General features: G+C 63.7%; 13 protein-coding genes. 9 read left to right on the forward strand and 4 right to left on the reverse strand.

Translation table 11 applies throughout. The features are described from left to right. The first annotated feature begins 11 nt into the window (after positions 1–11). From pstC to phoB, 5 genes are all read left to right on the forward strand, one after another. Entirely contained in the window at positions 12–1,001 is a 990-nt protein-coding gene (gene pstC / locus NWI_RS02635) for a phosphate ABC transporter permease subunit PstC (protein WP_041345324.1), read from the forward strand. A gap of 82 nt (positions 1,002–1,083) precedes the next feature. After that, positions 1,084–1,929, forward strand: coding sequence for a phosphate ABC transporter permease PstA (pstA, locus tag NWI_RS02640; RefSeq protein WP_011313836.1), 846 nt, complete (start codon positions 1,084–1,086; stop codon positions 1,927–1,929). After that, entirely contained in the window at positions 1,926–2,747 is an 822-nt protein-coding gene (pstB, locus tag NWI_RS02645; RefSeq protein ID WP_011313837.1) for a phosphate ABC transporter ATP-binding protein PstB, read from the forward strand. The genes pstA and pstB overlap by 4 nt, the downstream gene beginning before the upstream one ends. Before the next feature lie 33 nt (positions 2,748–2,780). Continuing rightward, complete coding sequence (gene phoU, locus NWI_RS02650) at positions 2,781–3,497, forward strand: phosphate signaling complex protein PhoU (RefSeq protein ID WP_011313838.1); 717 nt, start codon at positions 2,781–2,783, stop codon at positions 3,495–3,497. Positions 3,498–3,518: 21 nt separating this feature from the next. After that, positions 3,519–4,223 carry a phosphate regulon transcriptional regulator PhoB gene (gene phoB / locus NWI_RS02655; protein ID WP_011313839.1) on the forward strand — a complete coding sequence of 235 codons (705 nt, stop codon included), beginning with the start codon at positions 3,519–3,521 and terminating at the stop codon, positions 4,221–4,223. A 251-nt stretch (positions 4,224–4,474) separates the two neighbouring features. Here the strand turns inward: phoB and NWI_RS02660 are convergent, their stop codons facing one another. Then, positions 4,475–4,981 carry a GcrA family cell cycle regulator gene (locus NWI_RS02660; protein ID WP_011313840.1) on the reverse strand — a complete coding sequence of 169 codons (507 nt, stop codon included), beginning with the start codon at positions 4,979–4,981 and terminating at the stop codon, positions 4,475–4,477. A gap of 477 nt (positions 4,982–5,458) precedes the next feature. Here NWI_RS02660 and NWI_RS02665 point away from each other — a divergent pair, with 477 nt between their 5' ends. Together NWI_RS02665 and argF are read left to right on the forward strand one after the other, a co-directional pair. Next, positions 5,459–6,670: an aspartate aminotransferase family protein gene (locus NWI_RS02665; protein ID WP_011313841.1), complete on the forward strand. Its 1,212-nt coding sequence runs from the start codon at positions 5,459–5,461 to the stop codon at positions 6,668–6,670. After that, the gene (gene argF, locus NWI_RS02670) at positions 6,667–7,593 is read left to right on the forward strand and encodes an ornithine carbamoyltransferase (RefSeq protein ID WP_011313842.1); all 927 of its coding nucleotides are present in this window, start codon (positions 6,667–6,669) and stop codon (positions 7,591–7,593) included. Before NWI_RS02665 ends, argF begins: the two co-directional genes overlap by 4 nt. A gap of 226 nt (positions 7,594–7,819) precedes the next feature. Here argF and NWI_RS02675 read toward each other — a convergent pair whose 3' ends face one another. Both NWI_RS02675 and NWI_RS02680 read right to left on the reverse strand, forming a co-directional pair. Then, positions 7,820–9,076, reverse strand: a complete 1,257-nt coding sequence (locus NWI_RS02675) for a hypothetical protein (RefSeq protein ID WP_011313843.1) — start codon at positions 9,074–9,076, stop codon at positions 7,820–7,822. Between the two features lie 167 nt (positions 9,077–9,243). After that, positions 9,244–9,888 carry a DUF1134 domain-containing protein gene (locus tag NWI_RS02680; protein ID WP_011313844.1) on the reverse strand — a complete coding sequence of 215 codons (645 nt, stop codon included), beginning with the start codon at positions 9,886–9,888 and terminating at the stop codon, positions 9,244–9,246. Between the two features lie 140 nt (positions 9,889–10,028). Between NWI_RS02680 and NWI_RS02685 the strand changes: the two genes are divergently transcribed. Next, on the forward strand, positions 10,029–10,535 hold the full coding sequence (locus NWI_RS02685) for a YHS domain-containing (seleno)protein (RefSeq protein WP_011313845.1): 507 nt from the start codon (positions 10,029–10,031) through the stop codon (positions 10,533–10,535). A 97-nt stretch (positions 10,536–10,632) separates the two neighbouring features. On the opposite strand, the gene NWI_RS02690 is transcribed toward NWI_RS02685, so the two are convergent. Further along, positions 10,633–11,451 (reverse strand): 3'(2'),5'-bisphosphate nucleotidase CysQ family protein, encoded by an 819-nt coding sequence (locus tag NWI_RS02690; protein ID WP_011313846.1) that lies wholly within the window; start codon positions 11,449–11,451, stop codon positions 10,633–10,635. Between the two features lie 150 nt (positions 11,452–11,601). Here NWI_RS02690 and chpT point away from each other — a divergent pair, with 150 nt between their 5' ends. Further along, positions 11,602–12,249, forward strand: a complete 648-nt coding sequence (gene chpT / locus NWI_RS02695) for a histidine phosphotransferase ChpT (protein ID WP_011313847.1) — start codon at positions 11,602–11,604, stop codon at positions 12,247–12,249. Positions 12,250–12,453: the final 204 nt, after the last annotated feature.

Genomic DNA, 12,453 nt, shown 5'->3' on the forward strand with positions numbered 1-12,453 from the left:
GCGTGGCGGAAATGGCCGTTCATAGCAGCGCGATCGAACAGGCGGCCTCCCATGACCGCTCCCGTGCGATGGACGCCTTCAAGCTCGGGGACCGGGTCTTCTATTGGATCACGCGCATCAGCGCGATCCTGGTTCTGGTGCTGCTCGGCGGAATCATCATGTCGCTGATCGTGGGATCCTGGCCCGCGATCATGGAGTTCGGTAGCTCCTTCCTGACGACGCAGCGCTGGGCGCCGTCCGCCGAACCGCCGGTGCTGGGCGCGCTGAGCCCATTGTATGGCACGATCCTGACCTCGATCATCGCCATGAGCATCGCGATCCCGGTCGGCATCGGCATCGCCGTTTTCCTCACCGAGCTGTGTCCGCTGTGGGCGCGCGGCCCGATCGGCATGGCGATCGAGTTGCTCGCGGGCATTCCCTCGATCATCTACGGCATGTGGGGCTTTTTCATTCTCGGCCCGATCCTCGCCGATACGGTTCAGCCCTTCTTCATCGACCTGTTTGACGGCGTGCCGGTCCTCGGCTCGATCTTCGGCGGCCCGCCGTCCTATTTGAGCCTGTTCAACGCCTCGCTGATTCTCGCGATCATGGTGCTGCCGTTCATCACCGCGATTTCGCGCGACGTGTTCACGACCGTGCCGCCGGTCCTCAAAGAGGCGGCCTATGGCGTCGGCTGCACCACCTGGGAAGTCGTCCGCCACGTCGTGCTGCCTTACACGCGTGTCGGCGTGATCGGCGGCGCCATGCTGGCGCTCGGCCGCGCGCTCGGCGAGACGATGGCGGTGACATTCATCATCGGCAACTCGTTCCGGATATCGCCATCGATCTTCGCGCCAGGCACGACGATTTCCGCGGCGATCGCCAGTGAATTCGCGGAGAGTGACGGCCTGCATCAATCGAGCCTGATGCTGCTCGGCCTGCTGTTGTTCGTTCTGACATTCTTTGTTCTCGCCGCGGCGCGCCTGATGCTGTTGCGGCTGGAGAAGAAGGCAGGGAAATAGGCATGACACGGAAAAACAAAAGCCGGGTTTTCGCGACAGGCCAATTCGTCGGCCCGGTGATGATGCCTGGACAGGTCAAGCCATGAATCCGATTTATGCTTCCCGCCGCCGCAAAGACATCATCGTCCGCGCCCTGTGCTTTCTCGCCGCCGCGTTCGGCGTCTCCTGGCTTGGGCTCATTCTGTTCACGCTGTTCTATAACGGCCTCGCCGGCATGAGTTGGCAGCTTTTCATCCAGAACACCCCGCCGCCAGGCGCTTCCGAAGGGGGCCTGCTGAACGCCGTCGTCGGCTCGCTCATCATGACCGTGATCGGTGTGGGCGTGGGCGCGCCGATCGGGATGTTCGCGGGCACCTACCTTGCCGAATACGGCAAGCACGATCGCCTCTCGCCGGTTATTCGTTTCATCAACGACATCCTTCTCAGTGCGCCTTCGATCATCATCGGTTTGTTCATCTACGGAGCGGTCGTGGTGCCGATGGGAGGCTTCTCGGCGCTCGCGGGCTCGCTTGCGCTCGCCGTGATCGTGATTCCGGTGGTGGTGCGCACCACGGAGGACATGCTGAACCTGGTGCCGAACTCGCTGCGTGAGGCGGCTTCGGCGCTCGGCCTGCCGCGCTCGCTTGTCATCAGGCGCATCGCCTATCGCGCCGCGCGAACCGGCCTGATCACCGGCGTGCTGCTCGCCACCGCGCGAGTCGCCGGCGAGACCGCGCCTCTCCTTTTCACCGCGTTGAGCAATCAGTTCTTCAGCCTCGACCTGACCAGCCCGGTGGCGAACCTTCCCGTCACCATCAACAACTTCGTGCAGAGCCCTTACGTCTACTGGAAGCAACTGGCGTGGAGCGCCGCGCTGCTGATCACCCTGGCCGTGCTGGCGCTGAACATCGGCGCGAGATTGATCGGCTCTGAGAGGACCGCGAAATGACCACCGTTTCCACCGCCGCCGCGTCGGGCCCGGCTGTTCCCCCACCGAGGATCGATCCGGATGTGCCGGCGAAGGTCGCAGCCCGTAATCTCAATTTCTATTACGGCCAGCATCACGCGCTGAAGAACATCAACCTGTCGATCGCCGCCAATCGCGTGACGGCCTTCATCGGCCCGTCGGGTTGTGGAAAGTCGACCCTGCTTCGCATCTTCAACCGCATGTACGACCTCTACCCCGGCCAGCGCGTCGAAGGACGGGTGTTACTGGATGACACCGACATCCTGGACCCCAAGCTCGATCTCAATCTTCTGCGTGCGCGGGTCGGCATGGTGTTTCAGAAGCCGACGCCGTTTCCGATGACGATCTATGAGAACATCGCGTTCGGCATCCGCCTGTACGAGAAGCTGCCGAAATCGGAAATGGACAGCCGGGTGGAGAAGGCGTTGCGGGACGGCGCCTTGTGGACCGAGGTCAAGGACAAGCTCAACGCAAGCGGGCTCAGCCTCTCCGGCGGTCAGCAGCAGCGCCTTTGCATCGCCCGCACGGTTGCGGTCCGGCCGGAAGTGATCCTGTTCGATGAGCCGTGCTCCGCGCTCGACCCGATCTCGACGGCCAAGGTTGAAGAGCTGATCGACGAACTTAAAACGCATTACACGATCGCGATCGTCACCCACAACATGCAGCAGGCGGCGCGCGTATCGGATTACACCTCGTTCATGTATCTCGGCGAGATGATCGAGTTCGGCCCGACTGACAAGCTGTTCACATCGCCGTCTGATCGCCGCACCCAGGATTACATCACCGGCCGTTTCGGCTGAGGCTGCGCGCGGAATCGCGGGGAGAAACTTGATATGGCTTTTGAACACACCGCAAAGGCTTTCGACGACGATCTCCAGGAGCTGACGCGGCTGGTTTCCGAAATGGGCGGACTGGCTGAACGGCAGATCGTGGAGTCGCTGGACGCGCTGATCCGCCGCGACACCACCCTGGGTGATCGCGTGGTGGCCGCCGATTCCGAGATCGACCAGTTGCAGCGCATGATCGAGGAGCGCGCCGTGCTCACCATCGCGCGGCGGCAGCCGATGGCCGTGGATCTGCGCGAGATCGTCGGCGCCATGCGGGTCGCGATCGATCTGGAGCGCATCGGCGATCTCGCCAAGAACATGGGCAAGCGCGTGGTCGCGATCGACAGCGATTTCCGTCCGCTGAAACTGATCCGCGGTCTTGAGCATATGACCGATCTGGTGCGGTCACAGGTCAAGTCGGTGCTCGACGCCTACGCGGCGCACGACCTGCCTGCGGCAATGGCGGTCTGGAAAGGGGACGAGGAGGTGGATGCGATCTGCACCTCCCTGTTCCGCGAGCTCCTGACGTACATGATGGAAGACCCGCGCAACATCGGGTTCTGTATTCACCTGATGTTCTGCGCCAAGAATATCGAGCGGATCGGCGACCACGCCACCAATATCGCGGAGACGGTGTTCTACATGATCGAGGGTCAGCAGATCCTCGACAAGCGTCCCAAGGGGGACATGACAGGTTTCGCATCGGCGGCTCCGGGAAACTGAAACGGGATCAGGCGAGACACGATGGGTGCACGCATTCTGGTAGTTGAAGACGAGGAAGCGTTGACGACGCTGCTGCGCTACAATCTTGAAGCGGAAGGGTACGAGGTCGAAACGGTCGTGCGGGGTGACGAGGCGGATACGCGGCTGAAAGAGCGCGTTCCCGACCTTGTGGTGCTGGACTGGATGCTGCCGGGCCTGTCCGGCATCGAGCTGTGCCGCCGGCTGCGGGCCCGCTCCGACACCAGGCAGCTTCCGATCATCATGCTCACCGCGCGCGGCGAGGAGAGCGAGCGGGTGCGGGGGCTCGCGACCGGCGCGGACGACTACGTGGTCAAGCCGTTCTCGGTGCCGGAACTCCTGGCGAGGGTGAAAAGCCTGCTGCGGCGCGCGAGCCCGGCGCGGCTGGCGTCTGTCCTGAGCTTTGGCGACATAGAACTCGACCGCGACCGGCACCGTGTCGTGCGCTCCGGCCGTCCGATCGATCTTGGCCCGACCGAGTATCGGTTGCTGGAGTTTTTTCTCGAGCATCCCGGCCGGGTGTTCAGCCGCGAGCAATTGCTCGACAGCGTCTGGGGCCGTGATGTCTATATCGACGAGCGCACCGTCGACGTTCACATCGGTCGGCTGCGCAAGCTGCTCAATCCTGACGGCGAGCTGGATCCGATCCGCACGGTGCGCGGCGCGGGTTACGCACTTGACGAGCAGTTCGCAAGCAGGACCGAGTAAGCGGGGCGAGTTGAGGGAGCGTCGGTGATCCTCGTTGTTCTGCACCAAAGCGCCTGCCGCGGCCGGAACCGTTCCGTTTCTGACGGAGTCGTGAGCGGGGTTCTGGGATTCTGATCCGGCGCGTTTTCTTTAACGCGAACCGGCGGCCGCTTTGCTCAAAACGCTATGATCGCGGATTCATCATCCCCGTCGCAAAGCGGAGATGATCGGTTCAAGCCCGGCTATGACGAGATCCGAGGGGCACGCGATGATTACCGCGTCTTCGGCGATTGGCGGCGGCGGTCGGCGGCGGGCTGATAGGCGATGCGTGAGTGGTGCGCGCAATAGGGAAGGCCGGTGAGAGCCTTGCCGCCGCAGAAGAAGAACTCCGGACTCGCGGGATCGCCGACCGGCCAGTGGCAGGTGGCTTCGCTGAGTTCGAGCAGCGATCGCCGCTGGCTCATGGGCACGACATTGTCGTAGGCGATCGGGTCTGCTTCGATCTCGACCTCGAAAGCTTGCGCGAGCGCGGTGTTGCCCCGGGAGACAGGGCGGGACACCCGCACCATGTGCTGGGCGGGGCGGGCCTTGCGCGTCCGGGGCACGGTGGACGACGGGCTCTTGGCGCGGCCCGAAAGGCCCAGCCGATGCACCTTGCCGATCACCGCGTTGCGGGTCACGTTGCCGAGTTCGGCGGCGATCTGACTTGCGGAGAGGCCCGCTTCCCAAAGCTTCTTCAGCTGTTCGACGCGGTCGTCGGTCCAGGTTATCACCGTCATCGCACATTGTTCCCTTGTGTAATGCGTGCCTCCCCAAGGCCGCGCATCTAAGCGCCCCCGAAAAACCCGTGCCGACAGAATCCCTTAGCCCTCGCCGGGCGGGAAAAACGCCCGGGCGCTTACGCTGAAACAGGAACCGATCGAGGATCAAAACGCCGCACGAGATGTCGTATTCGACGGGCCCAACGCTACAATATGCCGTGACTCACGCGCAAGAGTCGGGCCTCGCGGCGTCCACATGTTATGCAGGAAAACGAGAGAAACCGCTCATTCTGCGACTTTCCCGCATCACTGCCCGCGCAAATGGAATATTGACAGTGATTGCCGCGCACCTAGAATAACCGCCGCGTGCCGCCTTGAAAGGCGGCACGTTTCGTTTTCGGGGCTGACAGTTCATCTTTCGGAGCTGACAGTTCATTGATCGCGCCACAGCGCGGTCGGGCCGAACCGCTCCCACCATCCAACCGGCAAACCGTCATGACCACAGCCGCGGCGTCTCATCTGTTGCCCGTTTTCGCAAGGGCCGATCTTTCATTCGAGAGCGGTGAAGGAGCCTGGCTGCTCGGCTCGGACGGCGGACGTTATCTCGATTTCACGAGCGGCGTTGCCGTGAATGCGCTGGGCCATTGCCATCCGCATCTCGTCGCCGCGCTTCAGGCGCAGACGGCGAAGCTGTGGCACGTCTCGAACCTGTTCAAGTCGCCCGACGGCGAGCGCCTGGCGGTGCGGCTCTGCGAGCAGAGTTTCGCCGATTTCGTCTTCTTCGCCAATTCGGGCGCCGAGGCGGTTGAATGCGCCATCAAGATCGTGCGTCGTTATCATGCCGGCAGGGGTAATCCGGAACGCTATCGGATTGTCACCTTCGAGGGCGCCTTTCATGGCCGCACGCTGGCGATGCTGGCCGCTACCGGCTCGAAAAAATACCTCGAAGGATACGGGCCGCCGGCGGACGGTTTTGACCAGGTGCCGCTCGACGATATCGAAGCCGTAAAGAAGGCGGTCGGCCCCGAGACCGCCGGCATCCTGATCGAGCCGTTGCAAGGCGAAGGCGGCGTGCGCGAGCCGCCTCCTGCGTTCTTCCGGGCGCTGCGCCAGCTTTGCGACGAGCGCGGTCTGCTGCTGGTGTTCGACGAGGTGCAGACCGGCATGGGCCGCACCGGCGATCTGTTCGCCTACAGGCGCATCGGCGTCGCGCCGGACGTGATGTCACTGGCGAAAGCGCTCGGCGGGGGCTTTCCGATCGGCGCCTGTCTTGCGACGGCGGAAGCCGCGTCGGGCATGACTCCGGGCTCGCACGGTTCGACCTTCGGCGGCAATCCGCTGGCGGTGGCGGCGGCTCATGCCGTGCTCGACGTGATGCTCGCTCCCGGCTTCTTCGAGCGGACACGAAAGATGTCGCTGCTGTTGAAACAGAAGCTGGCCTCGCTCGTCGATCGTTATCCGGATGTGCTGAGCGAGGTGCGCGGCGAGGGGCTTCTGATCGGCCTCAAGGCCGTCGTTCCGTCGGGTGATCTGGTCAGCGCGTTGCGTGAGGAAAAGCTCCTGACCGTCGGCGCCGGCGAAAACGTCGTTCGCTTGCTGCCGCCGCTGATCATCGGCGAGGCCGAGATCAACGAGGCGGCGCAGAGGCTGGAGCGGGCTTGCGTCAGGCTGTCGAGCGCATCCGCCAGCAAGGAAGCCGCGCAATGAGCAAGGCGCCGCGGCATTTTCTCGACCTGCTCGATATGTCGACCGGGGAGTTGCGCGCGATCCTCGACGCCAGCGTCGCGATGAAGAAGCGGCGCAAGGAGGGCCTGATCGCCGACAAGCCGCTCGCAGGCAAGACGCTGGCGATGATCTTCGACAAGCCCTCGACACGTACCCGCGTGTCGTTCGACGTCGGCATGCGTCAACTGGGCGGCGAGGCGATCATGCTGACCGGGGCGGAAATGCAACTCGGGCGCGGCGAGACCATCGCGGATACCGCGAAGGTTCTGTCGCGCTTCGTCGATATCATCATGATCCGTATCCTCAGCCACGACGCGCTGACGGAGCTCGCGGCCCACGCCACCGTGCCCGTCATCAACGGACTGACGCGGCGTTCGCATCCCTGCCAGGTGATGGCCGACGTGATGACTTTCGAGGAGCATCGCGGGCCGATCGAGGGGCGGACCGTGGCGTGGACCGGCGACGACAACAACGTGCTGGCGTCGTGGGCGCATGCGGCGGAGCGCTTCAGCTTCAACCTCAACGTCGCGACCCCACAGGAGCTGGCGCCGAACAAGCCGCTGAAGGATTGGATCAGATCGAGTGGGGCGTCGATCAGGCTCGGCACCGATCCCGAAGCGGCGGTGCGCGGCGCTGACTGCATCGTCACCGACACCTGGGTGTCGATGGGCGACAAGGATGGCGAGCACCGCCACAATCTGCTCAGGCCCTACCAGGTCAATGCGGAATTGATGCGTCTCGCCAAATCTGACGCGCTGTTCATGCATTGCCTGCCGGCGCACCGTGGCGAAGAGGTCACCGACGAGGTCATTGACGGGCCGCAATCGGTGGTGTTCGACGAGGCCGAAAATCGCCTTCACGCCCAGAAAGGCATTCTGGCCTGGTGTCTCGGTGCGGGCGGGTAGCATCGGAAGCGGAGCGAAGCATGTCCTCGGGCTTGATCCGAGGATGGAACCCGGCTCGCGTTAAGAAAACGCGTCAAACATAAAGAAGAGTCTTTCACCGTTCCATGAAGTAGTGCAGGAACTCTATAGCGTTTTCGAGCGAAGTAGAAACCGGTTCGCGTGAAGAAAACGCGTCAAAACAAGATTATAGAGCTTCGCTTCTGATTCCATCAGAAGCGAAGAGGCTCTAGCTCGACCGCCGCTCGCTGCGGGGGGCATGAGGTTGCAGGGCGCGGATGCGGTCGGCCAGCGTGCTGACCGGAATCACGCCCGCCGAACCATTGGGGGCCTTGGCGGGGCCGGTAGCTGATGCGGCCAGGATGGTTTCGATCGGTGAATCCGGCCCCTCGATGGTCATCGCGAGCCTCGCGACCTCGGCGGCGATGTCATTGATATGCTCGCGCAGCAGCGCGTTTTCCATCTGCTCGACCGTGCCGGATTCCGTCTGACGCTGGAGAACGTTGATGTCGCGCTGCAATTTGGCTCGCTCGTCGTGGGCGGCGCGCAGCGCCCGTTCGGTCGCCAGCATTTCGTTGCGCAGCGTATCGATCAGCGGAGACTTGCCGCCCGTTAACGACGCAATTTCGTCACGCAACTCACTGTTGGCGCGCTCCGCGGCGGTTTTGGCTCGCCGCAACTCACTGTTCTTCGCATTTCGCTCGGTGAGCGCGTTGGCCTGCGCCGCGAGGTCGGCTTCGAGTGCCCTGACGCGGCCGCCGAGCCTTTCCGCGTCCCTGGTCTTGTCGATGAGCTGGGTGTCGATGTTGACGATGCGCTGGCTCAGGTTCTCGACGTGTTTGCGCGCGTCGTCACGTTCCCGGGCAACGGCTGCCGTTTCATCGCGCTGTTGCTCTAGCAGTGCTTGCGTGGAGGCGAGTTCGTTCTCGACCTCGTTGAGGCGGCTCTGCAGTCGCTCGATCTGGGCGCGCACCACGAACAGTTCGGCTTGCCGACTCTCGGCGGTCACCGAGCGCTCCGACAACTCCTGACGGAGCCGCCCGAGGTCGCTCTGCCGCTCGGCGAGCGTCTGCTCAACGCTCCGAAGGGTTTCCGCCCTGGCGGCGAGCTCCTGTTCGGCGGACTGCAGACGCTCTCCCACCGTCTTCCCGCGTCCTTCCAGGCTGAATATCCTTTCGTTCTTCTCACCAAGCTCCACCTTCAGGCGGTTGATGGCGTCGGCCTTTTTTCCGAGCTCCGCGGACTGACTGGCGACCTTCCTCCTGAACTGGTCGACCTTCATTTCCAGCCGCCGCGCCGACATCGCGAATTCGGCGCGCAACTGATCCCTGTCGGCCTGGATCTCAGCCATCGACATCGGAGTGGCGGCTTCCATGCGTTTGACGGTGAGGCGGACGGCGCGATCATGCACGAGCGGCATGACCATCAGCCCGCACAGCATCGAAACCAGAAAACCGATCGCCAGATACATGATCGGCTCGACCATGAGCAACGCTCCACAACCCCGGACAGGCCCGGCAAGGATCTGGTTACCATGCCACGGGCGACTGACGGAACGCCAGCGCCGCGCCTCGAATCGTCGCTCCGGCCAGTCGGACAACCATTTCTAGAGCATGGTCCGCTTCAACTTGATCGGATTATGCTCTGGGGAGATCAGAACGGGTTCCAGGTCGCTTGCGGGGTATATTTCAGGTAGCCGACATTGGCGCCGAGCCGCAGCCCGAGACCCGAGCGGATCGGGACCAGCACGATGTCGTTCGCGGTCAGCGCCGTCATTCCGAAGCCGCCGACGATATAGGCGGAACCGTCGATGCCGACGAAACGCTGATAGATCGCGTTGGTGGCAGGCAGATTATAGACCAGCGTCATGGTCCGGGCGCCGTCGCCGCCCCAGTCGAAGCCGACGGACGGCCCCTGCCAATAGACTTTCAGATCGCCGGCATTTTTGGTGTAGAGGGTGCCCTCGCCGTAGCGCAGACCCGCGACGAAGGCCCCCGAGCCTTCCTCGCCCAGGATGTAGCCGTTCGGCAGGCCCCACTGGCTGACCGCACGTTCGATGACGGATGCGAGACCCCGCGAGACGTTGCCGAAGAACCGGGTTCCGGATTTGAGGAGTTCATCCGACGAATAGGTGCCGGGACTGCCGTTCCGATGCGCCGGCTGCGCCTGGTACGGCTGTGCTTGGTAGGGCTGTGCCGGCGGCGTCTGGTACGGCGCTGATTGCTGGGCGGAAGCCGGCACAATCGCGAACATCACCGCAGCGAGCGCGACCGCTGCAAGGCGCGAAATGAAAGTCATGAAAAGAACCCCAAGTATGGCACCCCAAGTAAAAGCACCCCACGTAGCAAAACTTGCCACTGCGTCCTTAACCGGATGCTGACACGCGGTCCGTAGGATGCGGCGATCACCCCCCGACTCACGCGTTATCGGCATCAAGTATGACGGCACGGCGGCAGGAAAGGAATGGCTTGCGTCTTGGGTTGGCCGTGATCGCCGCGCTGGGCGGCGGGCTCGCTCCCCCCGGCCTCGATTTGACGGCGCTGGCCGCCACCTCCGAACGGGTCGTGGTCGACCGGTATACCGGACTTGCGATCGGCGGGTTCGATCCCGTGGCGTTTTTTACCGACGCGCGGCCGGTGCGAGGCGTGTCCGAGTTCGAGGTGTCGCATGATGGCGTCATCTGGCGCTTCGCCAATCCCAGCAACCGCGCCTTTTTCCTCGCCGACCCCGATGTCTATAGTCCGCGTTTCGGCGGCTACGATCCGGTTGGCGTTACGCGGGGCGTGGTCCGCGCCGGGACCGCGCGATTGTGGCTGGTGATCGGCGAGCGGCTCTATCTGTTCGGCCATGAGGACACCCGCGCGGCTTTCGCCGCCGATCCGGCGCGTTATCTGCGGGAGGCGACGCGCCGCTGGGCCGCGCTCAAGGAGATGCTCGCGCAATAGAGCCTTTCCACTTCTGATCGTATCAGAAGCCGACCTCTGGGTTGTTGTTTTAACGCGTTTTCTTCACGGGAACCGGCATCCACTTCGCTCGAAAACGCTATAGGGGCGCGGCGGAAGGGTCGCCCCAGGCGATAAACCCCGGCACCAGAAATCCCTCGCGCGCTTCACCGAAACGCAGCGGCGCGCCCGATTCGTCCGTGACCTTGCCGCCGGCGGCGGTGACCAAAGCGTGGCCTGCCGCAACGTCCCATTCGCAGGTAGGGGCAAGGCGCGGGTAGATATCGGCACAGCCTTCCGCGATCCGGCAGAACTTGACGGCGGAGCCGAGCGGCTTGCGCACCGCGCCGGGACGGCGGGAGATGAAGGCGTCCGAGCGGCTGTCGGCGTGGGATCGGCTGACGGCGGCGATCCATTGAGAGTTCGGTGCGGGAAACGGCCGTGTCCTGATCGGCTCGGCGACGCCGGCGCGCGAGTCGGAGACGTCCGTGAGGCGTTCGGCGCCGCGCCCGACAAGGCCGCGCCAGATCGACCCGAGCGCCGGCGCGCCGATGATGCCGAGCAGCGGCATGCCCTCCGTCACGATCGCGAGGTTGACGGTGTATTCGTTGCGGCCGGCGATGAACTCCTTGGTGCCGTCCAGCGGATCGATCACGAACAGGCTTCCGGAATAAGGCGGTGTCGCGAGATGCGCCCGCTCCTCGGAGAGCACCGGAATATCGGGGCAGAGCCGCGCGAGTCCTTCCGCGATCACATTGTCAGCGGCGAGATCCGCATCCGTGACGGGAGAGCCGTCGATCTTGCCGCCTGTCTTCATGCGGTCGCGATTGACCGAGAGCACGGCGGCGCCGGCTTTCGCGACCAGATCGGTGAGCAATCCCACCAGCGCCGCGGCGGATTGAGCGTCGATCACCGGCATGTGCGAAGCGTCCTTGCGTGCCGCCGCAGGACGGCGTCCGCCTGAAGGTGGCAGCGCGGGCTCAGGCCGTGTATCAAACCCTGAAGGTCCTTTGATTCGCCGTGTCCGCGCGCAGCGGAGTTGCCGAAACAGATCCCAGGAACAGGTTTTATGTCTGGCACATCGTCTCCCGGTCCCGCTCCCGACGCGCTCGAACTCGCGGCGCTGCTCTGCTCGCGCGTCTGTCACGATCTCATTAGTCCCGTGGGCGCAATCGTCAACGGACTTGAAGTGCTGGACGACGATCCAAAGCCGGACGATCGCGAATTCGCCCTCGATCTGATTCGCAAGAGCGCCAGAACCGCGTCGGCGCGGCTGCAGTTTTGCCGTCTCGCCTTCGGGGCGGCGGGCTCGGTCAGCGCGCAGATCGATCTGGGCGATGCGCAGAACATCGCGAAGGGTCATTTCGAGGACGGCAAGATCACGCTCGCCTGGAATCTGCCGCGCCTGCTGCTGCCGAAGAACAGGGTGAAACTTCTGCTCAACCTGCTGGTGATCGCGCAGCAGACGATTCCGCGCGGAGGGGTGCTGACGATCGACCCGCTCGGTGAGGGCGAGGCCATGGGCTTTCAGATCACCGCCGCCGGGCTGAACGCCCGCGTGTCGCAGCCCGTCGCCGAGCTTCTGGCATCCGGTTCGACCGGCGCGGTCTATGCCCACGCGGTTCAACCCTATTACACACGTCTACTGGCCGAGGCCTGCGGCATCAGCATCTCCCTGGTCGCCGAGGGTGACAAGGTGGTGGCAACCGCCCGTTAAGGTCTCGACCGACCGGCCAGGTTAACGAATGGTTTCTTGAGCATTTCGCCCCTGATCGGATCAGAAGCGAGGCTTGAGATTGTTATTCGGCGCGTCGTCTTCACGCGAACCGGGCATGGCGTCCGCGAAACACGCGCTTGGCGCGTTCTTTTTGATCTGCTCAACCAATATTAACGCTTTACGTTGAAACTGGCCCGGCTGTGA

Origin of the sequence: Nitrobacter winogradskyi Nb-255 (assembly GCF_000012725.1) — a bacterium.
Classification (GTDB): Bacteria; Pseudomonadota; Alphaproteobacteria; order Rhizobiales; family Xanthobacteraceae; genus Nitrobacter; species Nitrobacter winogradskyi.